21 protein-coding genes are annotated in these 21423 nt (G+C 69.7%); 11 read left to right on the forward strand and 10 right to left on the reverse strand.

Going from position 1 to position 21423, the window contains the following annotated elements:
* Window positions 1–4 precede the first annotated feature (4 nt).
* The 3 genes from OHT21_RS16500 to OHT21_RS16510 all read left to right on the forward strand — a co-directional run bounded on the left by OHT21_RS16500 (window position 5) and on the right by OHT21_RS16510 (window position 3111).
* A complete protein-coding gene (locus OHT21_RS16500) occupies window positions 5–1462 on the forward strand; it encodes an aldehyde dehydrogenase family protein (RefSeq protein ID WP_328769075.1) in 1458 nt (485 codons plus the stop codon).
* Entirely contained in the window at window positions 1463–2380 is a 918-nt protein-coding gene (locus OHT21_RS16505; RefSeq protein WP_328769076.1) for an aldehyde dehydrogenase family protein, read from the forward strand. It abuts the gene before it with no gap.
* Window positions 2381–2466: 86 nt separating this feature from the next.
* Window positions 2467–3111 carry a uridine kinase family protein gene (locus tag OHT21_RS16510; protein WP_328769077.1) on the forward strand — a complete coding sequence of 215 codons (645 nt, stop codon included), beginning with the start codon at window positions 2467–2469 and terminating at the stop codon, window positions 3109–3111.
* A gap of 263 nt (window positions 3112–3374) precedes the next feature.
* Here OHT21_RS16510 and OHT21_RS16515 read toward each other — a convergent pair whose 3' ends face one another.
* Window positions 3375–4121 (reverse strand): SigE family RNA polymerase sigma factor, encoded by a 747-nt coding sequence (locus tag OHT21_RS16515; RefSeq protein ID WP_328769078.1) that lies wholly within the window; start codon window positions 4119–4121, stop codon window positions 3375–3377.
* 302 nt (window positions 4122–4423) lie between these two features.
* On the opposite strand from OHT21_RS16515, the gene afsQ1 reads away from it, so the two are divergent.
* The 5 genes from afsQ1 to OHT21_RS16540 all read left to right on the forward strand — a co-directional run bounded on the left by afsQ1 (window position 4424) and on the right by OHT21_RS16540 (window position 8450).
* Window positions 4424–5101 carry a two-component system response regulator AfsQ1 gene (gene afsQ1 / locus OHT21_RS16520; RefSeq protein ID WP_128380879.1) on the forward strand — a complete coding sequence of 226 codons (678 nt, stop codon included), beginning with the start codon at window positions 4424–4426 and terminating at the stop codon, window positions 5099–5101.
* Complete coding sequence (locus OHT21_RS16525; RefSeq protein WP_328769079.1) at window positions 5098–6747, forward strand: HAMP domain-containing sensor histidine kinase; 1650 nt, start codon at window positions 5098–5100, stop codon at window positions 6745–6747. Before afsQ1 ends, OHT21_RS16525 begins: the two co-directional genes overlap by 4 nt.
* Complete coding sequence (locus tag OHT21_RS16530) at window positions 6744–7391, forward strand: hypothetical protein (protein WP_328769080.1); 648 nt, start codon at window positions 6744–6746, stop codon at window positions 7389–7391. The genes OHT21_RS16525 and OHT21_RS16530 overlap by 4 nt, the downstream gene beginning before the upstream one ends.
* A 212-nt stretch (window positions 7392–7603) precedes the next feature.
* Window positions 7604–8155, forward strand: coding sequence for a VanZ family protein (locus OHT21_RS16535; RefSeq protein WP_328769081.1), 552 nt, complete (start codon window positions 7604–7606; stop codon window positions 8153–8155).
* 91 nt (window positions 8156–8246) lie between these two features.
* Window positions 8247–8450, forward strand: coding sequence for a PspC domain-containing protein (locus tag OHT21_RS16540; RefSeq protein WP_328769083.1), 204 nt, complete (start codon window positions 8247–8249; stop codon window positions 8448–8450).
* Window positions 8451–8553: 103 nt separating this feature from the next.
* On the opposite strand, the gene OHT21_RS16545 is transcribed toward OHT21_RS16540, so the two are convergent.
* A complete protein-coding gene (locus OHT21_RS16545) occupies window positions 8554–9000 on the reverse strand; it encodes an ATP-binding protein (RefSeq protein WP_328769084.1) in 447 nt (148 codons plus the stop codon).
* A gap of 129 nt (window positions 9001–9129) precedes the next feature.
* Window positions 9130–10284 (reverse strand): adenosine deaminase, encoded by a 1155-nt coding sequence (locus tag OHT21_RS16550; protein ID WP_328769085.1) that lies wholly within the window; start codon window positions 10282–10284, stop codon window positions 9130–9132.
* A gap of 113 nt (window positions 10285–10397) precedes the next feature.
* Here OHT21_RS16550 and OHT21_RS16555 point away from each other — a divergent pair, with 113 nt between their 5' ends.
* Window positions 10398–11159, forward strand: a complete 762-nt coding sequence (locus tag OHT21_RS16555; RefSeq protein WP_328769086.1) for an alpha/beta hydrolase — start codon at window positions 10398–10400, stop codon at window positions 11157–11159.
* 162 nt (window positions 11160–11321) lie between these two features.
* On the opposite strand, the gene OHT21_RS16560 is transcribed toward OHT21_RS16555, so the two are convergent.
* On the reverse strand, window positions 11322–12275 hold the full coding sequence (locus tag OHT21_RS16560) for a LysR family transcriptional regulator (protein WP_328769087.1): 954 nt from the start codon (window positions 12273–12275) through the stop codon (window positions 11322–11324).
* Window positions 12276–12337: 62 nt separating this feature from the next.
* Between OHT21_RS16560 and OHT21_RS16565 the strand changes: the two genes are divergently transcribed.
* On the forward strand, window positions 12338–13627 hold the full coding sequence (locus tag OHT21_RS16565) for an MFS transporter (protein WP_328769088.1): 1290 nt from the start codon (window positions 12338–12340) through the stop codon (window positions 13625–13627).
* Between the two features lie 669 nt (window positions 13628–14296).
* The gene (locus OHT21_RS16570; RefSeq protein ID WP_328769089.1) at window positions 14297–15313 is read left to right on the forward strand and encodes a sigma-70 family RNA polymerase sigma factor; all 1017 of its coding nucleotides are present in this window, start codon (window positions 14297–14299) and stop codon (window positions 15311–15313) included.
* Here the strand turns inward: OHT21_RS16570 and OHT21_RS16575 are convergent.
* The 6 genes from OHT21_RS16575 to OHT21_RS16600 all read right to left on the reverse strand — a co-directional run bounded on the left by OHT21_RS16575 (window position 15197) and on the right by OHT21_RS16600 (window position 21363).
* Complete coding sequence (locus OHT21_RS16575; protein ID WP_328769090.1) at window positions 15197–15583, reverse strand: STAS domain-containing protein; 387 nt, start codon at window positions 15581–15583, stop codon at window positions 15197–15199. The genes OHT21_RS16570 and OHT21_RS16575 overlap by 117 nt on opposite strands.
* Before the next feature lie 104 nt (window positions 15584–15687).
* Complete coding sequence (locus OHT21_RS16580; protein ID WP_328774107.1) at window positions 15688–16971, reverse strand: thymidine phosphorylase; 1284 nt, start codon at window positions 16969–16971, stop codon at window positions 15688–15690.
* Between the two features lie 51 nt (window positions 16972–17022).
* Complete coding sequence (locus OHT21_RS16585; RefSeq protein ID WP_328769091.1) at window positions 17023–17418, reverse strand: cytidine deaminase; 396 nt, start codon at window positions 17416–17418, stop codon at window positions 17023–17025.
* Window positions 17415–18668: an ABC transporter permease gene (locus tag OHT21_RS16590; protein WP_328769092.1), complete on the reverse strand. Its 1254-nt coding sequence runs from the start codon at window positions 18666–18668 to the stop codon at window positions 17415–17417. Before OHT21_RS16590 ends, OHT21_RS16585 begins: the two co-directional genes overlap by 4 nt.
* On the reverse strand, window positions 18665–19795 hold the full coding sequence (locus OHT21_RS16595; protein ID WP_328769093.1) for an ABC transporter permease: 1131 nt from the start codon (window positions 19793–19795) through the stop codon (window positions 18665–18667). Before OHT21_RS16595 ends, OHT21_RS16590 begins: the two co-directional genes overlap by 4 nt.
* Window positions 19795–21363 carry an ABC transporter ATP-binding protein gene (locus OHT21_RS16600; protein WP_328769095.1) on the reverse strand — a complete coding sequence of 523 codons (1569 nt, stop codon included), beginning with the start codon at window positions 21361–21363 and terminating at the stop codon, window positions 19795–19797. Before OHT21_RS16600 ends, OHT21_RS16595 begins: the two co-directional genes overlap by 1 nt.
* Window positions 21364–21423: the final 60 nt, after the last annotated feature.

The following is a 21423-nucleotide window of genomic DNA, read 5'->3' on the forward strand; positions in this document are numbered from 1 at the left end:
CATCATGGCTTCCGTATTCGAGTACGCGCCGGCCCCCGAGTCCCGGTCCGTCGTCGACATCGCGCCCTCGTACGGCCTGTTCATCGACGGCGAGTTCACCGAGGCGGCGGACGGCAAGGTCTTCAAGTCGATCTCGCCCTCCACCGAAGAGGTCCTCTCCGAGGTCGCCCAGGCGGGCGCCGAGGACGTCGACCGCGCGGTGAAGGCCGCCCGTAAGGCCTTCGAGAAGTGGTCGGCGCTGCCGGGCTCCGAGCGGGCCAAGTACCTCTTCCGTATCGCCCGCATCATCCAGGAGCGCAGCCGCGAACTGGCCGTCCTGGAGACGCTGGACAACGGAAAGCCCATCAAGGAGACGCGCGACGCCGATCTCCCCCTCGTAGCCGCGCATTTCTTCTATTACGCGGGCTGGGCGGACAAGCTGGAGCACGCCGGCTTCGGCGCGAACCCGCGGCCCCTGGGCGTCGCGGGCCAGGTCATCCCCTGGAACTTCCCTCTCCTGATGCTGGCGTGGAAGATCGCCCCGGCGCTCGCAACCGGCAACACGGTCGTTCTGAAGCCCGCGGAGACCACTCCCCTCTCGGCGTTGTTCTTCGCGGACATCTGTCGTCAGGCCGGCCTCCCCAAGGGCGTCGTCAACATCCTTCCGGGATACGGCGACACGGGCGCGGCCCTGGTCGCGCACGAGGACGTGAACAAGGTCGCGTTCACAGGTTCGACGGCGGTCGGCAAGGAGATCGCGCGGACCGTCGCGGGCACGCGCAAGAAGCTCACCCTCGAACTCGGCGGCAAGGGCGCCAACATCGTCTTCGACGACGCCCCCATCGACCAGGCCGTCGAGGGCATCGTGACCGGCATCTTCTTCAACCAGGGTCAGGTCTGCTGCGCGGGCTCCCGCCTCCTCGTACAGGAGTCGATCCAGGAGGAGCTCCTTGACTCCCTGAAGCGCCGCCTGTCCACCCTCCGCCTCGGCGACCCGCTCGACAAGAACACCGACATCGGCGCGATCAACTCCGCCGAGCAGCTGGCCCGTATCACCGCGCTCACCGAGCAGGGCGAGGCGGAGGGCGCCGAGCGCTGGTCCCCGGCCTGCGAACTGCCGTCCTCCGGTTACTGGTTCGCCCCGACGCTCTTTACGAACGTCACCCAGGCGCACACCATCGCCCGCGACGAGATCTTCGGCCCTGTCCTGTCCGTCCTGACCTTCCGCACGCCCGAAGAGGCCGTCGCCAAGGCCAACAACAGCCAGTACGGCCTCTCCGCGGGCATCTGGACGGAGAAGGGCTCCCGGATCCTGGCCGTTGCGAACAAGCTCCGCGCGGGCGTCGTCTGGTCCAACACGTTCAACAAGTTCGACCCGACCTCGCCGTTCGGCGGCTACAAGGAGTCGGGCTTCGGCCGCGAGGGCGGTCGTCACGGCCTGGAGGCGTACCTCGCCCCGTCGAGCCCGGAGGGCGAGCGATAAATGAGCACAGTTGATGCAAGGCTCAGTGTCTTCAAGACCTACAAGCTGTACGTGGGCGGGAAGTTCCCGCGTTCCGAGAGCGGCCGGGTGTACGAGGTGACGACGAGGACATCAGCCGCTGGCGCGGCGGGGAAGGGCAAGTGGCTGGCCAACGCCCCCCTTGCGTCCCGTAAGGACGCCCGTGACGCCGTTGTGGCGGCCCGCAAGGCGTTCGGCCCCTGGTCCGGCGCCACGGCGTACAACCGCGGCCAGATCCTCTACCGCATCGCGGAGATGCTGGAGGGCCGCAAGGAGCAGTTCGTACGGGAGGTCGCGGAAGCAGAGGGCCTGTCCAAGGCGAAAGCGGCCGCCCAGGTGGACGCCGCGATCGACCGCTGGGTCTGGTACGCGGGCTGGACCGACAAGATCGCCCAGGTGGTCGGCGGCGGCAACCCGGTGGCGGGCCCGTTCTTCAACCTCTCGACGCCGGAGCCGACGGGCGTGGTGACGGTCATCGCCCCCCAGGAATCGTCCTTCCTGGGCCTGGTCTCGGTCGTCGCCCCGGTGATCGCGACGGGCAACACGGCGATCGTCGTGGCGTCCGAGAAGTCCCCGCTCCCGGCCCTCTCCCTCGGCGAGGTCCTGGCCACCTCCGACCTCCCCGGCGGCGTGATCAACGTCCTCTCCGGCCGTACGGCGGAAATCGCGACGCCCCTAGCTGCCCACCAGGACGTCAACGCGATCGACCTGGCCGGCGCGGACGACGTACTCGCGAAGGAGCTTGAGATCGCAGCAGCGGACAACCTCAAGCGGGTCCTGCGTCCACAGCCTGTGGATTACACGGAGACGCCCGGCATCGAGCGCATGACGGCCTTCCTCGAGACAAAGACGGTCTGGCACCCGACAGGTTCACTGGGCGCGTCCGGTTCGTCCTACTGACGTCGGTCGAGGTGTGACGCAGTTCCCTGCCGACCGGACGCCGCGGGGGTCGGCAGGGAGCCCCCGATGCCGCACACTGGTGCCTCGTGAGTTCTCATCCCCCGATACCCACCCGGGTCGTGCTGCTGTGCGGCCCCTCCGGTTCCGGTAAGTCCCTTCTTGCGGCCCGCTCCGGGCTTCCGGTGTTGCGGCTCGACGACTTCTACAAAGAGGGCGATGATCCGACGTTGCCGCAGGTGGCGGGGAGTTCGGACATCGACTGGGATCATCCGCTGTCCTGGGACGCGGACACGGCCGTCGCGGCGATCGCGGAGCTGTGCCGCAGGGGGCGTACGAAGGTTCCCGTGTACGACATCTCCCTCAGCGCCCGTACCGGCGAGGAGATCGTCGAGATAGGGCGGACCCCGCTGTTCATCGCGGAGGGCATCTTCGCCGCCGAGATCGTCGGGCGCTGCCAGGAACTCGGTGTGCTGGCGGACGCGCTGTGCCTGAGCCGCGGCCCGGTGAAGACATTCCGCCGCCGCTTTCTGCGGGACCTCAAGGAGGGCCGAAAGTCAGTCCCGTTCCTGCTCCGCCGCGGCTGGCGCCTGATGCGCGCCGAACGCTCCATCGTGTCCCGCCAGACATCCCTGGGCGCCCACGCCTGCGACAAGGACGAGGCCCTGGGCAGGCTGGCAGCCGCCGCCGCAGGAAGGTGCGTAAAAGCGAAGAACACCGCAACCATCAATTGAGGCACCCCGACGGCGAGCAACCAGGTCCGCGAGAGCGGCGCCGGTTTAGGCGCAAAAAGGAGAAAAGCGGGACTGGATGGACCCCCCGGCCCTCCAGTCCCGCTCCCTTTTCCCCGTGATCCCCCGAGGTCCCCCGTTGACCCCGTTGATCCCCCCGGGTAGTGCTCCCCCGTTGTGACCCTGTCCGCCACTCCCCCCAGAGTGACGAACAGCCCCCGTGCTTCCCCCGTACTTTCTTTCCCCCGTTGCCCTCGGCGGGCCTGTCAGGCGACAAGCTCTCCGAAGGACTCCTCCTCGTCACGGCCGAAGCTGAGAACCTCGTCCTCGCGCAGCCGGCGGAGCGACCGCCAGATGCTGGACTTCACCGTGCCGACACTGATGTCGAGGATCTCCGCGATCTCCGGGTCCGTGCGGCCCTCGTAGTAGCGCAGGACCAGCATGGTGCGCTGGAGTTCGGGCAGCCGGGCGAGCGCCTGCCACAGGACGGCGCGCAGCTCGGTGCCGCGCATCGCGTCCGTGTCGCCGGCCGTCTCCGGCAGCTCCTCGGTCGGGTATTCGTTCAGCTTGCGGCGGCGCCACGCGCTGATGTGCAGGTTGGTCATGGTGCGGCGGAGGTAGCCCCCGACCGCGGCTTTGTCGCTGATCCGGTCCCACGCCTTGTACGTCGAGAAGAGGGCGCTCTGGAGGAGGTCCTCGGCCTCGAAGCGGTCACCGGTCAGGTGGTAGGCGGTTGCGTACAGGGAGGCACGGCGCTCCTGGACGTAGGCGGTGAACTCCGCCTCCGACACCGAACGACGCTCCCCCGAGCCCTCCCCGTACGTAGATCCCCCGTTGCCCCCCACCGGATGTGCGTCAACCACCGTCATGTACGACCCGGTGTGCTGACGCCCGGTACCGCGAGCGCACCCCCGCCCGCTCACGGCACCGGACTTCTCCGTGTTGCGTGTGACGTCGTGGAGACGCGTGACAACTGCGACCGCGCTAGTGCTGGTGCTGTGCAGCGTGTTCATCTCGCGCCCCCCGTCGTGGAGTTCCGGTTTCTCGGCACTGCTCTGTGGTGCTGGTCTGTTGTGCTGTTCTGCGGTGCTTCCTTGCCTGTGACGAGAAGCTTGCCTACGCGACTTCATGACGGTGTCAGCCGACTGTCACAGGCGTGCAACAGGGGTGGGGCCCAGCCGCGGCACAGGCTGATCACAGAGAAGCGTCGTACGGCTACTCATCCGGTATCTCGGACGCTCACTCCTATGGGCGAGATGTGTGGGAGCGCTCCAGGAGTCGATACAGCGCCGTGTCATGGGACAGAATGACGTCCGTGCCTTCCCTGTTGCTGATCGAGGACGACGACGCCATCCGTACGGCCCTGGAGCTGTCGCTGACGCGCCAGGGGCACCGTGTGGCCACCGCTGCCACCGGCGAGGACGGTCTGAAGCTGCTGCGCGAGCAGCGGCCCGACCTGATCGTGCTGGATGTGATGCTGCCCGGCATCGACGGGTTCGAGGTGTGCCGGCGCATCCGGCGCACGGACCAGTTGCCGATCATCCTGCTCACCGCCCGCAGTGACGACATCGATGTGGTGGTCGGGCTGGAGTCGGGGGCCGACGACTATGTCGTCAAGCCGGTGCAGGGTCGGGTGCTGGACGCCCGGATCCGGGCCGTGCTGCGGCGTGGCGAGCGGGAGGCCAACGACTCGGCGACGTTCGGCAGCCTGGTGATCGACCGCGCGGCGATGACGGTCACCAAGAACGGCGAGGATCTCCAACTGACGCCCACCGAGCTGCGGTTGCTCCTGGAGCTCAGCCGCCGGCCCGGACAGGCGCTGTCCCGCCAGCAGTTGCTGCGGCTGGTGTGGGAGCACGACTACCTCGGTGACTCGCGGCTCGTCGACGCCTGTGTGCAGCGGCTGCGCGCCAAGGTGGAGGACGTGCCCTCCTCGCCGACGCTGATCCGTACCGTGCGCGGCGTGGGATACCGGCTGGACAGTCCTCAGTGACACAAGCGCAGGACAAGCTCCGCGGCTGGGCCGCGGCGCGCAGGACGATACTGGCGGGCCTGCGGTTCACGAGCCTGCGACTGCGCCTGGTCGTCGTGTTCGCGCTCGTCGCGCTCACCGCGGCGGTGTCGGCGTCGGGCATCGCGTACTGGCTCAACCGCGAGGCCGTGCTGACCCGTACGCGGGAAGCGGTACTGCGCGACTTCCAGCAGGAGATGCAGAACCGCGCGAGCGCGCTGGCGCTGCATCCGACGCAGGAGGAACTGGAGGGTGCGGCACGTCAGATGGCGAACAGCCCGCAGGGCTTCAGTGTGCTGCTGATCGCCGAGGACGAGGCGGGGTCGACCGTCGTCGGCAACTCCGATCTGGACGACTTCTCTCTGGACGACGTGCCGAAGTCCCTCCAGAAGGCGGTGAACAGGGAGCAGAAGCTCACCTCGGGCAACGAGCACCCGCACCACCTGTACTGGCAGCAGATCCGCGACGGCGGCCATCCGTATCTGGTGGGCGGCGCGAAGGTGATCGGCGGCGGGCCGACCGGCTACATGCTCAAGTCCCTGGAGCCGGAAGCCGAGGACCTCAACTCCCTTGCCTGGTCGCTGGGGATCGCCACAGGGCTCGCGCTGATCGGTTCGGCGCTGCTCGCGCAGGCCGCCGCGACGACGGTGCTCAAGCCGGTGCACCGGCTCGGCACGGCGGCCCGGCGGCTCGGCGAGGGCAAGCTGGACACCCGGCTGCGGGTGTCTGGGACGGACGAACTCGCGGATCTGTCACGGACGTTCAACCGTGCCGCGGAGGCGCTGGAGAAACGGGTCGCGGACATGAGCGCGCGCGAGGAAGCCTCCCGCCGCTTCGTGGCGGACATGTCGCACGAGTTGCGTACGCCGCTGACCGCGATCACGGCCGTGACCGAGGTCCTGGAGGAGGAGCTCGACGCGGAGACCGGCAGCGTCGACCCGATGATCGAGCCCGCCGTACGCCTCGTCGTCAGCGAGACGCGGCGGCTGAACGACCTCGTGGAGAACCTCATGGAGGTCACCCGTTTCGACGCGGGCACGGCCCGGCTCGTCCTCGACGATGTCGACATAGCCGACCAGATCACCGCGTGCATCGACGCGCGGGCCTGGCTGGACGCGGTGGAACTGGACGCCGAGCGCGGCATCACCGCGCGTCTCGACCCGCGCCGCCTGGACGTGATCCTGGCGAACCTGATCGGCAACGCCCTCAAGCACGGCGGCTCCCCGGTGCGCGTGTCCGTGCGCGAGGAGGGGGACGACGTGCTCATCGAGGTGCAGGACCACGGCCCCGGCATCCCCGAGGAGGTCCTCCCGCACGTCTTCGACCGCTTCTACAAGGCGAGCGCCTCCCGCCCGCGCTCCGAGGGCAGCGGCCTGGGCCTGTCCATCGCCCTGGAGAACGCGCACATCCACGGCGGCGAGCTCACCGCCGCCAACTCCCCCGATTCGGGCGCTGTGTTCACGCTGAGACTGCCGCAGGACGCCTCGGTCCTGATGGAGGAGGAGGAAGACCGGCGGGAGCGGGGAAGCCGGGGGAACCGGAAGAAGAACGGCAAGTCCGGGGAGGGCGACGGCTGCAAGGGGTCCGACGGAAAGGGCACCAACGGCTCCAAGGGGGAGGCGCGATGAGCGTACGCGGCTCAAAGGGCGTACGTGGTTCGGGTGGCGTACGTCGGTTGTGTGCCGTTCTGCTCGCGGTGCCGTTGCTCGCTGTGGCGCTGGCCGGGTGCGGGATCCGGCCGACGGAGGTGCCGACGGAGTTCGGGCCGGCGCCGTCCCGGTTGTCCTGTACGGCGAGTGGACCGGATCTCGGTACGCAGTCTCCGGGCGGGATCCTCGTCCAGGTCTTCCTGCTGTGCTCCTCGCAGCTGGTGCGGGTCGACCGGATCGTGCGGGTCACCGACGGCACCACGGAGATGAACCGGGTGCAGTCCGCGCAGGCGCTCCTCGACCAGCTCGCCGCGGAGCCGACGGACACCGAGCGGCAGGCGGGCTATATGACGGACGTCCGGGAGGGCATGACGGTCGCCGAGCCGCGCCCCGGGGACCCGAAGGGCGCGCTCCGGCTGAGCACCGAGCCCGCCGCGCTCACGTCGTATGCGCTGGCCCAGCTCATCTGCACGTTCAGCGCCTCGGCCGCGGCCTCCGACGGCGGCGCGGTCATCCTCGGCGGCCCCGGCACGGACCCCGTACGCCGCTACGAGTGCACATCGGAGGTCCTCTCCCGGCCGGGCACCGAATCCCCGCCGTCGACGGAGGTCGGCCGGCCCTGAGCCGTGCGCTTGAGGGGCCGCAGGCCCCGATAGGGGCGCGGGGCTGTGACACTTGCGGCTCCGCCGCGGGGCGCGACCAGCCCCTACCGCCGCAGAATCCGACCCTGCTTCCAGCACAGCGCTCAGCGTTGTGTGGCGGACGCCTCAGCCGTATTGGGTAAGCCCTTGCGACACACGGAACCGATCCTGCCGGAGGCCGCGTCTTGGGGGGCGTGCAGCGTCAAGGCTCAAACGGCGGCAGCGTCGGGTTTCGCATCCGTGCGGCGGGAGGTGTTCTTCTCGTCGCACATCTCGCGCTTGTCGCCTGGCTCACGCTGCGTCCGCTGGACGTGCCGTGGGTGAGTGCCGCGAACCTCCGTCCGTTCGCGAGCATCAGAGCCGATCTGGCCCTGGGCCCCGAGGCGGCGGCCCGCAATATCGGCAAGGGCCTGCTGCTGCTCGCCCCGCTCGGCGTACTGCTACCCATGACCCGCGGCAGCCTGGCCGTCTCCCCGCTGCTGTCCCTGCTCCGTACGGTCGCCGCGGGCGCCCTGCTCTCCATGGCCATCGAGCTGCTGCAGACCGGGGTTCCCGGCCAGGTCGTGGACGTCGACTCGCTGCTGCTCAACACCGTGGGAGTGGCCCTGGCCCATGTGGCGGTCGTCCCTGCCGCGCGCGCCGTGCTACGCCGCCGGACCGAGACGCGGCACGGGACCGCCCTCCACAGGGAGGAAGCGGCTCAGGGTCGGACCCCGACGATTCCCAGGGTCGGGATAGCCCCGTAGAGCGACGCTTTGCCCGCTTCGTGTTTCGTAGTGTGGAAGGCAGATGAGGCAGCCACAAGGGAGGCCTCGGACGCTCACGAAGGAGCCGGAAATGAACCGCCTTGCCCGCCCCACGAACGGCCGGATGATCGGCGGAGTGTGCGCTGCGCTGGCAAAGCGCTTCGGCACTTCCGCGACCACGATGCGCGTGATCTTCCTGGTGTCCTGTCTGCTGCCGGGTCCGCAGTTCCTGCTGTACATAGCGCTGTGGATCCTGTTCCCCTCGGAGGACAAGACGGCCCGTACGGCCTGGTGATCCACGCATCCCCCACGCACGTACGACGATGGGGCGCCCCCCGAATTCGAGGAGGCGCCCCATCGGTGTGTGCACGTACGGGCTCAGGCCACGGGAAGTCCGCTCACACGGGGAGACCGCTGACCGGCAGGCCCTGAGTGGGCAGCGCCTCCGTGGGCAGGCCCTGCGTGGGCAGTGCCTCCGTGGGCAGGCCATGGGCCGGCACGCCGCCGAGCAGCGGGCCGGTGGCGGGAGCGCCGCCGACCACGTCCGTGACCGGCGCGGCGGTGTCCGTGGCCAGCGTGGCCGGGTCCGCCGTGGTCAGGGCGTCGGCGGCCGGCTGGGCAGCGCCCACACCGCCGGTGAGCGCGTCCTGGCCCGCGGCGAGCGACTCTCCGCTGCCGGCGGGCAGCGTGTGGGCGGCTTCGCCCGGCACCACCGAGGTGACGGTGTCCACGGCCTTGGCGGGGTCGGGCACGGCCGGGGCCGCATTGGCGGCACCCGCGCCGACGGCGGCGAAGGCGGCACCGAGAGCGGCGACACCGAGGGTCTTGACAGCAGACTGCTTCATTTTCGTCTTCGTCCTTGCGCTGTGACGGATCTCGAGCGGTTCGAAACCGTAATCACGCGGCAGAGGGCCCCGCAAACATCGAAAAGCGGCCGGGACGGCATGCGCCCGACCGCTTTCCCTACGACCCGATCAGCTCTCCTCGACCACAGAACCGCTGGTCGAAGCGGTCTGCCGGAACAGCCACTGGGACTTCAGCTCCGCATAACCGGGCTTGATCACGTCATTGATCATCGCCAGCCGTTCATCGAAAGGAATGAATGCTGATTTCATCGCATTGACTGTGAACCACTGCATGTCGTCGAGCGAATAACCGAATGCGTCGACAAGGTGCTCGAATTCCCGGCTCATGCTGGTGCCCGACATCAGCCTGTTGTCCGTATTCACGGTCGCCCGGAAGTGCAGCCGTCGCAGCAGCCCGATGGGGTGTTCGGCGTACGAGTCGGCGGCGCCCGTCTGCAGGTTGGAGCTGGGGCACAGCTCCAGCGGGATGCGCTTGTCGCGTACGTACGAGGCGAGACGGCCGAGCTTCACGGAGCCGTCGTCGGCGACGTGGATGTCGTCGATGATGCGTACGCCGTGGCCGAGCCGGTCGGCGCCGCACCACTGGAGGGCCTGCCAGATGGAGGGCAGCCCGAAGGCTTCGCCGGCGTGGATCGTGAAGTGGTTGTTCTCCCGCTTCAGATACTCGAAGGCGTCCAGGTGACGGGTGGGCGGGTAGCCGGCCTCGGCGCCCGCGATGTCGAAGCCGACCACGCCCACGTCGCGGTAGCGGTTGGCGAGTTCGGCGATCTCCAGGGCGCGGGCCGCGTGCCGCATGGCGGTCAGCAGGGCGCCGACACGGATCCGGTGGCCGCTCTCGCGGGCCCGCCGCTCGCCTTCCCGGAAGCCCTCGTTGACGGCTTCGACGACCTCTTCGAGGCTGAGCCCCTTCTCCAGGTGCTGCTCGGGCGCGTACCGCACCTCGGCGTAGACGACGCCGTCCTCGGCGAGATCCTCGGCGCACTCGGCGGCGACCCTGACGAGGGCGTCGCGCGTCTGCATCACTCCGACGGTGTGGGAGAAGGTCTCCAAGTACCGCTCCAGGGAACCGGAGTCGGCGGCCTCCCGGAACCAGACGCCGAGCTTGTCGGGGTCGGTCTCGGGGAGGTCCTGGTAGCCGGTCTCGCGGGCGAGATCGGCGACGGTCCCGGGGCGCAGGCCCCCGTCGAGGTGGTCGTGCAGCAGGACCTTGGGGGCCCGGCGGATCTGGTCCGCACCGGGAGTGTGCTGGTGCTGGGTCGTCATTTCCGAATTCTAACGCCTACGCGCGTAGATCCCCTCTTCGGGAGATCCGTCGATACGTAACGGTGACCCCGCGGACGAATGACGTACACCCTTGCTTCTGACAATGTTCTGTCATGGCACAGCAAGCGACGCCGGTTCGCAGGGCCCGGCTGGGGCGGGCGCTCGGCCCGGAACCGACGGCGGTGAGCGGCGTGGTGCTGCTGTTGCCGGGCGGCGAGGAGGCCTCCGCCCGCAGACCGTCACCGATGCTGGCGACCGCGTCCGTACGCTCACTGGGGCGCCGCCTCACGCGCGCAGGGCGCACGGACGGCCTAGTGGCGCACGTCGTGCATTACCGGTTCCGCGGCTGGAACGGCAGCGAGGCGCATCTCGCGCACGACGCCGCATGGGCCGCAGACGAGGTCGTACGCCGCTACGGGGACGTACCCGTGTGTCTCACCGGGCTCGACATGGGCGGGCGGGCCGCCCTCCACGCGGCCGGGCACAGTGCCGTCAACTCCGTGCTGTCGCTGTCTCCTTGGCTGCCGGAGGACGATGTGGCGGCGGCCGAGGAACCCGTGAAGCAACTCGGTGGGCGGCGGGTGCTGATCGTGCACGGGACGATGGATGCGCGCAGCGATCCGGAGTTGTCGTTTCGGCTCGCGGCGCGGGCGAAGAAGGCGAACCGGGATATCTGTCGGTTCGAGGTGCACTCCGACGGGCATGGGCTGTCCCAGCATCGGGAGGAAGTCCTCGCGCTGGCTGAGGACTTCGTGATGGGGGCGTTGTTCGGGCGGGGGTTTTCGCGGCCTGTTGAGGATGCGTTTGCGGCTCCGCCTCCGTTGGGGTTGCGGATGCCACTTGCCTCCGGCTTTGGGAAGTCTCTTCGCCGTTAGGGCTTGGCGTCGTGGACGCGTGCGGGTCCGTCGTGGCTTGTCGCTCCCCCACTCTCGAATTCGCTCGAGCGGGGGGACCCCCATCGCGGCGGAGCCGCACATTGATACGGCCCCGCGCCCCTATAGGGGCACCCCAGCGGGACCCGCCTTGGAAAGTTGCCGTCAGTCCGGGAGCAAGTTGCCCCTTCTCGACAGTAGGAACTTCTTGAAGGCTGCCACCGGTGGGGTGTCCGGGTGGCCCTCCAGCCAGGCGACTCCGATCTCGCGGGCCGCTCGTGGGGCGGTGACCGTGAGTTCGACAACTCCTGGGCGGGGTACGGCCGGTGGGGGCAGGAGGGCTACTCCCAGCCCTGCCGCCACCAGGCCACGCAGCGTTTCGGCTTCCTCGCCCTCGAAGGCGATACGGGGGCGGAAGCCGGCCTCCTTGCAAAGGTCGTCGGTGATGCGGCGGAGGCCGTAGCCGGGTTCCAGGGTGACGAAGGTTTCCTCGGCGGCCTCGGCCAGGCGGACGCGCTTGCGGGCGGCGAGGTGGTGGTCGGCGGGGACCACGAGGCGCAGCTTCTGCTCGTCGAGGCGGCGGGCCACGAGGTCGGGGGCGTCCGGCACCGGGGAGGTGAGGCAGAGATCCAGCTCGCCCGAACGCAGCCGCTCGATCATGGCCTCGCCGTAGTTCTGTACGAGGCTGAAGCGGACGCGTGGATGGTCGGCCCGGAAGGCGCGGATCAGCCCGGGAACGGTTTCGGAGCCCATGGTGTGCAGAAAGCCGAAGGCGACCTTGCCGGAGGTGGCGTCGGCGTCGGCCCGTACCGCGTCGGCCGCGCGCTCGATCTCGGCGAGCGCCCGCTCCACAGAGGTGAGGAACGTACGCCCGGCCGAGGTGAGCGAGACCGTACGGCCCCGGCGGGCGAACAGGTCGACGCCCAGGTCCTGTTCGAGGCGGACCATGGCGCGGGACAGGGTGGACTGCGGGACCTGCATCTCCTGCGCGGCACGGGTGACGTGCTCGGTGCGGGCGACTCCCGCGAAGTACGCCAGGCGTGGAGCGAGCAGCGCGACGATGTCTTCTGTGTCACTGGATGGTGACAGGTGAGGCTCTGACCTCTGCTGATGCTTCATGGGAACGATTATGGCGATTCCATGCATTGGACGGATGAGAGGGCGTTCTTTAGGTTCGAGGCATGCCTTACGTCAGTACCCAGGCGTCCACCACCGTGGGCGCCGCCTCGACTGTTTCCGTATCGTCCGCCGCCTCCGCCACCGACTCCCGTATGGCTCCGGGTGGGCCCGGCTACCGCCGGATGAGCTTCGCCCTGTTCCTCGCGGGTGTCGCGACCTTCGCGCTGCTCTACTCCACGCAGGCCCTTCTTCCCTTGATCTCAAGCGACTTCGGGGTGACGGTGAGTGCGGCGAGTTGGACGGTGTCGGCGGCGACCGGGGCGCTGGCGCTGTTCGTCCTGCCGATGAGCGCGCTGTCGGAGCGGTTCGGGCGGCGTACGGTCATGACGGCGTCGCTGGGGATCGCGGTGATCGTGGGGCTGCTGGTTCCCTTCGCGCCGTCGGTGGGCTCGCTGATCGCGTTGCGGGCGGTGCAGGGTGCGGCGCTGGCCGGGCTGCCGGCTTCGGCTACGGCGTATCTGGCGGAGGAAGTGCGGCCGAAGGCGCTGATCACCGCGATCGGTCTGTTTGTCGCGGGCAACAGTGTCGGTGGGATGAGCGGGCGGGTCATCACCGGGTGGGTCGCGCAGGAGTGGGGCTGGCGGGTTGCCGTCGGCGCGATCGGGGTTGTCGCGGTGGCGTGTGCGGTCGCGTTTCGGCTGTTGCTGCCGGCGCCGAAGCACTTCAGGGCGGGGTCGTTGCGGCCTCGGGTGCTGGTGCGGACGGTTCGCGGCCATCTCTCGAATCCGTTGCTGCGGCGGCTGTACGCGATCGGGGCGCTGTTCATGACGGTGTTCGGGGCCGTGTACACGGTGATCGGTTACCGGCTGACCGATGCCCCGTTCTCGCTGCCCCAGGGGATCGTCGGGTCGATCTTCCTGGTGTACCTGGTGGGTACGGTCTCGGCGTCGGCTGCGGGCAGGCTGGTGGGTCGGCTTGGGCGCCGGGGCGCCCTCTACCTGGCGGGTGGCACGACGACACTGGGTCTGCTGGTGTCGCTGGCGGACTCGCTGGTGCTGGTGCTGCTGGGCCTGGTCCTGATCACGGCGGGGTTCTTCGCGGGGCACGCGGTTGCCTCGTCGTCCGTGAGCCACGCGGCGAAGGAGGGGCGCGCGCAGGCTTCTGCGCTGTACCAGTCCGCGTACTACGTGGGGGCCAGTGCGGGCAGCACGCTGGGTGCCGTTGCGTTCCACGCGGGGGGCTGGGGCGGGACGGTCGCGCTTGGGCTGCTGGCGGTGGTCGGGGTTGTGGGGATCACGGTGGTGGGGTCGCGTGCGGCTCGGGGGCGGCGGTTGGCAGTGCCGGCGCACTGAGGTCGGCGGCGCGGGCCGGGGGCGGCGTCGGGGTTGGTTTCGCCCCCGCCGCCCCTACCCGTCCCATACCAAGGGGCGCTGCCCCTGGACCCGGCTGAGGGCCGCGCCCCCAGATCCCCTCGGGGCTGCGCCCCTGAACCCCACGGGGCCCGCCCCTGGATCTCCCTCGGGGCTGCGCCCCTGAACCCCACGGGGCCCGCCCCTGGACCTCCCTCGGGGCTGCGCCCCTGAACCCCACGGGGCCCGCCCCTGGACCTCCCTCGGGGCTCCGCCCCTGAACCCCACGGGGCCCGCCCCGGACCCCGGCCATGGGCTGCGCCCCTGGACCCGCTCGGGGCTCCGCCCCGGACCCCGTTCGGGGGCCAGCCCCCGAACCCCCGCTCCTCAAACTCCCCCAGCTACCGCTGGGGGACCCCCAAGGGGCTGAATTAAGCCCGTCCGGCGTTTGAGGACGAGGCCGCCAGGCCGATGCGGGGTCTGGGGCGGCAGCCCCAGCGGGGTCCAGGGGCGGAGCCCCTAGGTATGGGACGGGTAAGGGCGGCGGGGGCGGAACACCTCTGAGCTGGGCGTTCGTGCACTCCGGGGGCCATTGTCAGTGGGCTGCGATAGCTTCCGAAGTGCGGCGCGCAAAGGTGCGTGCGACGGAAACAGCCACAGGGGTGGGTTGGCATGAGCGACGGCACGGTGACGACGGCGGATCTCGACGTCCGGCTGGAGAAGCACCGGGTCGAGCTGACGGGGTACTGCTACCGGATGCTCGGCTCGTCCTTCGAGGCAGAGGACGCGGTGCAGGACACACTGGTGCGCGCCTGGCGCAGCTACGACAAGTTCGAGGGCCGCTCCTCGATGCGCTCGTGGCTGTACCGGATCGCGACAAACGTATGCCTGGACATGCTGACGGCGGGCAACAAGCGGGCCCGCCCCATGGACCTGACGGACTCGACCCCGCTGGCGCAGGCGGCACTGACCCCGCGCCCGGACAACACCTGGTTGGAACCCATGCCGGACAACCGCGTACTGCCCACACCCAGCGACCCGGCCGAGGCGGCGGTGGCCAAGGAGTCGGTGCGGCTCGCCTTCATGGCCGCCCTGCAGCAACTGCCGCCCAAGCAGCGGGCCGTACTGATCCTGCGCGAGGTTCTGCAGTGGAAGGCGAGCGAGGTCGCCGAGCTGCTCGACACCACGGTCCCCTCGGTCAACAGCGCGCTCCAGCGCGCCCGGGCGACCCTCGCGGAGCGCGACGGCGCGGCGGCGGAGGGCGCCGTCTCCGACCCGCTGGACGAGGAGCAGCAGAAGCTTCTGGAGCGCTATGTGGCGGCGTTCGAGGGGTACGACATGACGGCGCTGACTGCGCTGCTGCATGAGGACGCCGTGATGACGATGCCGCCGTTCGACCTGTGGCTGAGCGGACCCGAGGACATCACGGGCTTCATGACGACGCTCGGCGCCCCCTGTGCGAACTCGCACCTGGTGCCGGTCGAGGTCAATGGCCTCCCCGGCTTCGCCCAGTACAAGCCCGATCCGGAGAACGGCGGCTACACGCCCTGGGCCGTGCAGGTGCTGGAGATATCAGGGGGCCGGATCATGGGGTTCCACTGCTTCCTCGACACGAAGCGGTGGTTCCCGCTCTTCGGGCTGCCCCTCCACCTCGAGGCTGATCCCGACCAGGCCGAGCAGCCCGCTTAGCGCGGCGTCCGGATCGCGCAGGCGTATCCGGCCCCCGGCCCGGCGGGCGGCGAGCTGGAGTCTGGCCAGTACGTCGACGGTGGTCAGTCCGGGCGGACCGAGTCCCGCGACATCGCAGACCACGACCCCGGCACCGGTGGCCTCCAGTCTCGCGCGCACGTCCTCGCACAGCCGGGGCACGTCATCACGGGTGACGGAGCCGGGCAGCACGAGTACGGCGGGTGTCATGGAGTTCACGAACGGTAGACCGGGCGGCGGCACGGAACTCATCGCCGGGCCGGCGTGAGATCGCTTCGTCCAAGGTCACATCGGCCTTGGACGGGCGTACCCCGGAGGGCTTGGTGAACTCGTTCACCCGAAACGGACAGCCCGGCTCAGGCGATGCGTTCCAGCACCACCGGCGCCGCCGCGAACTCCGCTCCCGGTGCCCCGACTTCGTACGAACCCTCCACCGCCTCCAGGGCGTACTCGAAGCGTTCCGGAGTGTCCGTGTGGAGGGTCAGGAGCGGCTGGCCCTCGGTCACCGTGTCGCCCGGCTTGGCGTGCATCTCCACGCCCGCGGCCGCCTGGACCGGGTCCTCCTTGCGGGCGCGGCCCGCGCCCAGGCGCCAGGCGGCGAGACCGATGTCGTACGCGTCGAGGCGGGTCAGGACGCCTGAGGAGGGGGCCGTCACGATGTGCTGTTCTCTCGATGTCGGCAGGGGTGCGTCCGGGTCGCCGCCCTGGGCCGTGATCATGCGGCGCCATACGTCCATCGCCGAGCCGTCGGCCAGTGCCTTGGCCGGGTCCGCGTCCCGTACGCCCGCCGCGTCGAGCATCTCGCGGGCCAGGGCGAGGGTCAGCTCGACGACATCGGAGGGGCCGCCGCCCGCGAGGACCTCCACCGATTCGCGGACCTCCAGGGCGTTGCCCGCCGTCAGGCCGAGAGGGGTCGACATGTCCGTCAGCAGGGCGACCGTCTTCACGCCGTGGTCCGTGCCCAAGCCGACCATGGTGGAGGCGAGTTCGCGCGCATCCTCGAGCGTCTTCATGAAGGCGCCCGTGCCGACCTTGACGTCCAGGACCAGCGAACCCGTGCCCTCCGCGATCTTCTTCGACATGATCGACGAGGCGATCAGGGGGATCGACTCGACCGTGCCCGTCACATCCCGCAGCGCGTACAGCTTCTTGTCGGCTGGGGCCAGGCCGTCGCCCGCCGCGCAGATCACCGCGCCGACGCCCTCCAGGACGTTCAGCATCTCCTCGTTGGAGAGCAGGGCCCGCCAGCCCGGGATCGACTCCAGCTTGTCGAGGGTGCCGCCGGTGTGGCCGAGGCCGCGCCCGGACAGCTGCGGGACCGCCGCTCCGCATGCCGCCACCAGCGGTGCCAGCGGAAGCGTGATCTTGTCGCCGACGCCGCCCGTGGAGTGCTTGTCGGCCGTCGGGCGGGACAGCGAGGAGAAGTCCATGCGCTCGCCGGAGGCGATCATCGCCGCGGTCCAGCGGGCGATCTCGGCACGGTTCATGCCGTTGAGCAGGATGGCCATCGCCAGGGCGGACATCTGCTCGTCGGCGACGTCACCGCGGGTGTACGCGTCGATGACCCAGTCGATCTGCCCGTCGCTGAGCTCACCACCGTCCCGCTTGGTGCGGATGACGGAGATGGCATCCGCCGACAAGAGCGTCATGGCTTTCCTTCCACGGTTCACAGGCACTTGGGGAGATGGCGGTCACTTGGGGAGATGGCCCGGCCCGAAAGCCTGCGGCAGCATCTCGGACAGCGGCACGATCCCCGCCGGGGTCTCCAGGAGCAGATCGGGGCCCCCGAACTCGTACAGCAGCTGGCGGCAGCGCCCGCACGGGACCAGGATCTCGCCCCGGCCGTCCACGCAGGTGAAGTGCGTCAGCCGGCCGCCGCCGGTGAGCTGGAGCTGCGAGATCAGGCCGCATTCGGCGCACAGTCCGAGCCCGTACGAGGCGTTCTCGACATTGCAGCCGGACACCGTGCGGCCGTCCTCGACCAGGGCCGCCGCGCCGACCGGGAAGCCCGAATACGGGGCGTACGCACGGGACATGGCCGCGCGTGCCGCTTCCCGGAGGGCCTCCCAGTCGACGGGGGGTGTCACTTGCCCTGGCCCTTGCGATACGGCATGCCGTTCGCCCTCGGCATGCGCAGGCGCTGCGCGGACAGTGCGAGGACGAGCAGCGTGATGACGTACGGAGTGGCGGAGACGACCTGGTTCGGAACCTCGTCGGTGACGGCGTACCAGGTGAAGACCAGCGCGCCGACGGCCAGGGTGAGCACGGCGGCCACGTACTTCTTCTTGATCACCAGCCAGATCGCGCCGATGACCAGCAGGATCGCGGCGAGCAGCAGCAGGGCGTGGACGTTCTCGGCGCCGCCGCGCAGGTTGAGGCTGTCGGTGTAGCCGAACAGGCCGGCGCCGATGGCGAGTCCGCCGGGCATCCAGTTGCCGAAGATCATCGCGGCGAGGCCGATATAGCCGCGGCCGCTGACCTGGCCCTCCAGGTAGAAGGGGTTGGCCACGATGGAGAGGAAGACGCCGCCGAGGCCGGCCAGTCCGCCGGAGATGATCACGGCCAGGTACTTGTACTTGTAGACGTTCACGCCGAGCGACTCGGCGGCGACCGGGTTCTCTCCGCAGGAGCGCAGGCGCAGGCCGAAGGGCGTACGCCACAGGATCCACCAGGTGGCGGGGACCAGCGCGACGGCGATCAGGGTCAGCCAGGAGACGTTGGTGACCAGTCCGCCGAGCAGGCCCGCGATGTCGGAGATCAGGAACCAGCCCTGGCGGTTGAGGTCGATGAGCACGTCGGAGAGGCCTGGCACCGTGAAGTCGCCGAGGGACTCGACCTGCGGGGACTGCTTGCCGGAGCCGCCGAAGGCGATCGGGGCCAGGTAGCGGGTGGCGCCGAGGGCCAGGATGTTGAGGGCCACACCGGAGACGATGTGGTTGACGTTGAAGGTGATCGTGACGATCGCGTGCAGCAGTCCGCCGACGCAGCCGCCGATGATGCCGACGAGGATGCCGGTCCACGGACCCCACTGGTAGCCGGCCCAAGCGCCGAACCAGGTGCCGAGGATCATCATGCCCTCGAGGCCGATGTTGACGACGCCCGCGCGCTCCGCCCACAGGCCGCCGAGACCGGCGAGACCGATCGGGACGGCCAGTTCGAGCGCGGTGGACATCTGGCTGACGTTGGTGATGCCGTCGGCCCCGGTGATGATGCGGACGATCGAGGTCAGCGCCAGGGCGCCCGCGATGACCAGCAGAAGGACGGGGAGCGTGAGCCGGCGGCCGCCGGGTGCCGCGGGCTGCAGCGTGGGCTGGTTGACGTCGGTTGCGGTGGTCATCGGCCCGCCACCTCCTTCTCGGTGGTGTTGTCAGGAGTGGCGCCGAGGACGTGGCCCGCGGCGAGTTCCGCGCCGACGCGGCGCTGCTGGCGGCGCAGACCCCATTCGCGTACGGCCTCGTACGAGACGACGACCGAGAGCACGATCAGGCCCTGCATGATGACCGCGATTTCCTTGTCGTAGTCGTGGAAGTCGAGTTCCGGCGAGGCCTTGTCGAGCCAGGCCCACAGCAGGGCCGCGAAGGCGATGCCGGTCGGGTTGTTGCGGCCGAGCAGAGCGATGCCGATGCCCAGGAAGCCGATGCCGGTCGGGAAGGCCAGGCTGTAGGTGTGGGTGTCGCCGAGGAGGATCGGCAGCCCGGCGAGGCCGGCCATGCCGCCGGAGAGCAGCATGGCGGCGAGCACCATGCGCTTGGGCTCCACTCCACTGGCGGCGGCGGCGGACTGCGAGGCACCCGAGGCGCGCAGGTCGAAGCCGAAGCGGGTGCGGTTGAGGACGACCCAGTAGGCGATGCCGAGCAGGACGGCCAGGATCACCAGGCCGTAGATCTCGCCGGCGGCGCCCAGGTCGATCCCGGGCACCCAGCCGGACTCCTTCATCTCGCCGGTCGTGTTGTTGTTGCCGACCTTGACGCCGAAGACGTTCGGCAGCCACAGGTAGCCGATGACGGAGGTCGCGATCGCGTTGAGCATGATCGTCGCGACGACCTCGCTGACGCCGCGGGTCACCTTCAGGACACCGGCGATACCCGACCAGAACATGCCGGTGAACACGGCGGTCAGGAGCAGCAGCGGGATCTGCAGGGGCGCCGGCAGCGCGACATGCGCGCCGACGATGGCGGTCATCATGGCGGCGAGCTGGTACTGGCCGTCCACGCCGATGTTGAACAGGTTCATCCGGAAGCCGATGGCCACCGCGAGCGCCGCGATGTAGTACATCGAGGCCTGGTTGATGATCAGCACCTGGACGTCGGAGAACGTGGCCTGCTCGAACATCAGCGCGTACGGCTCGACCGGGTTCTTACCGGAGGCGACCAGCACGATCGAGGTCAGGGCCACGGCCACGACCAGCGCGATGACCGGACCGGCCACCGCGAGGAGCAGCCGCTCCTTGTCGAACTTCTTCATCAGCGGGCCTCGTCTTCCGGGGCTTCTGCCTGCTCTTCGAGCTGCTCTGCGAGCTCTTCGTTCTCGAGGTGTCCGGAGGCAGCGCCGGTCATGGCCGAGCCGAGTTCCTCCGGGGTGATGGTGGCCGGGTCGGCGTCCGCGACCAGCCTGCCGTTGTAGATCACCCGGAGGGTGTCGGAGAGGCCGATCAGCTCGTCCAGGTCGGCGGAGATCAGCAGCACGGCGAGGCCCTCGCGGCGCGCCTCGCGTATCTGGTCCCAGATCGCGGCCTGCGCACCGACGTCCACACCGCGGGTGGGGTGCGCGGCGAGCAGGAAGCGCGGCTTGTGGCTCATCTCGCGGCCGACGATCAGCTTCTGCTGGTTGCCGCCGGACAGGGAGGCCGCCGTGACGTCGATGCCGGGAGTGCGGACGTCGTACGCCTCGACGATGCGCCGCGTGTCCTCCTGCGCGGCCTTCGGGTCGAGCCAGACGCCCTTCGCGTTGGGCCGCTCGGTGACATGGCCGAGGATGCGGTTCTCCCAGAGCGGGGCTTCCAGGAGCAGTCCGTGGCGGTGGCGGTCCTCGGGGATGTAGCCGACGCCCTGCTCGCGGCGCTTGCGGGTGGGCCAGGAGGTGATCTCCTCCTCGGCCAGCTTGATGACGCCGGAATCGGCGTGCTTGAGGCCGATGAGCGCGTCAACCAGCTCGGTCTGGCCGTTGCCCTCGACTCCGGCCAGGCCCAGGACCTCGCCCGCGTGGATGGTGAAGCTGATGTCGTCGAGCAGGGCCTTGCCGCCGGGGGCTTCCAGGCGCAGGTCCTCGACGGTCACTACGGAGCGGTCGGTGACCGTGGACTCCGCGGTCTCAGGGGTCGGCAGCTCGCTGCCCACCATCAGCTCGGCGAGCCGGCGCGGGGTCGTCTCGGCGGGCACGACCGTGCCGACCGTCGTACCGCGCCGGATGACCGTGATCTCGTCGGCGACGGAGAGCACCTCGCCCAGCTTGTGGGAGATGAAGATGACCGACAGGCCCTCCGCCCGCAGCTCACGCAGGTTGGCGAAGAGGGCGTCCACCTCCTGCGGCACCAGGACGGCGGTGGGCTCGTCCAGGATCAGCGTGCGGGCGCCGCGGTAGAGGACCTTGAGGATCTCCACGCGCTGGCGGGCGGCCACACCGAGTTCCTCGACCAGGAGGTCGGGGCGCACCCCGAGGCCGTACCGCTCGGAGATCTCCTGGATCTTGCGGCGGGCCTTGCCGCCGATGCCGTACAGCTTCTCGCTGCCGAGCACGACGTTCTCGAGGACGGTCAGGTTGTCGGCGAGCATGAAGTGCTGGTGCACCATGCCGATGCCGCGGGCGATGGCGTCGGCGGGGCTGTGCAGGGTGACCTGCTCGCCTTCGATCGCGATGGTGCCCTCGTCCGGCTTCTGCATGCCGTAGAGGATCTTCATCAGGGTCGACTTGCCGGCGCCGTTCTCGCCGACGAGCGCGTGAACGGTGCCCTTGTGGACGCTGAGGTGAATGTCGTGGTTGGCCACGACCCCGGGGAATCGCTTGGTGATCCCGGCGAGTTCGACTGCGGTCACCTGACCGCCCGCCGCCTCGGCCGGAGGGCTGCTGGACGCGTTGATGGCGCACTCTCCTGG

This window comes from Streptomyces sp. NBC_00286, assembly GCF_036173125.1.
In the GTDB taxonomy this organism is placed as follows: Bacteria; Actinomycetota; Actinomycetes; order Streptomycetales; family Streptomycetaceae; genus Streptomyces.

Coding starts and splice junctions, on each gene's coding strand:
- OHT21_RS16500 (WP_328769075.1), top strand. CDS start 5: ATGGCTTCCGTATTCGAGTACGCGCCGGCCCCCGAGTCCCGGTCCGTC.
- OHT21_RS16505 (WP_328769076.1), top strand. CDS start 1,463: ATGAGCACAGTTGATGCAAGGCTCAGTGTCTTCAAGACCTACAAGCTG.
- OHT21_RS16515 (WP_328769078.1), bottom strand. CDS start 4,121: ATGAACACGCTGCACAGCACCAGCACTAGCGCGGTCGCAGTTGTCACG.
- OHT21_RS16530 (WP_328769080.1), top strand. CDS start 6,744: ATGAGCGTACGCGGCTCAAAGGGCGTACGTGGTTCGGGTGGCGTACGT.
- OHT21_RS16540 (WP_328769083.1), top strand. CDS start 8,247: ATGAACCGCCTTGCCCGCCCCACGAACGGCCGGATGATCGGCGGAGTG.
- OHT21_RS16545 (WP_328769084.1), bottom strand. CDS start 9,000: ATGAAGCAGTCTGCTGTCAAGACCCTCGGTGTCGCCGCTCTCGGTGCC.
- OHT21_RS16550 (WP_328769085.1), bottom strand. CDS start 10,284: ATGACGACCCAGCACCAGCACACTCCCGGTGCGGACCAGATCCGCCGG.
- OHT21_RS16555 (WP_328769086.1), top strand. CDS start 10,398: ATGGCACAGCAAGCGACGCCGGTTCGCAGGGCCCGGCTGGGGCGGGCG.
- OHT21_RS16560 (WP_328769087.1), bottom strand. CDS start 12,275: ATGAAGCATCAGCAGAGGTCAGAGCCTCACCTGTCACCATCCAGTGAC.
- OHT21_RS16565 (WP_328769088.1), top strand. CDS start 12,338: ATGCCTTACGTCAGTACCCAGGCGTCCACCACCGTGGGCGCCGCCTCG.
- OHT21_RS16570 (WP_328769089.1), top strand. CDS start 14,297: ATGAGCGACGGCACGGTGACGACGGCGGATCTCGACGTCCGGCTGGAG.
- OHT21_RS16575 (WP_328769090.1), bottom strand. CDS start 15,583: ATGAGTTCCGTGCCGCCGCCCGGTCTACCGTTCGTGAACTCCATGACA.
- OHT21_RS16590 (WP_328769092.1), bottom strand. CDS start 18,668: ATGACCACCGCAACCGACGTCAACCAGCCCACGCTGCAGCCCGCGGCA.
- OHT21_RS16595 (WP_328769093.1), bottom strand. CDS start 19,795: ATGAAGAAGTTCGACAAGGAGCGGCTGCTCCTCGCGGTGGCCGGTCCG.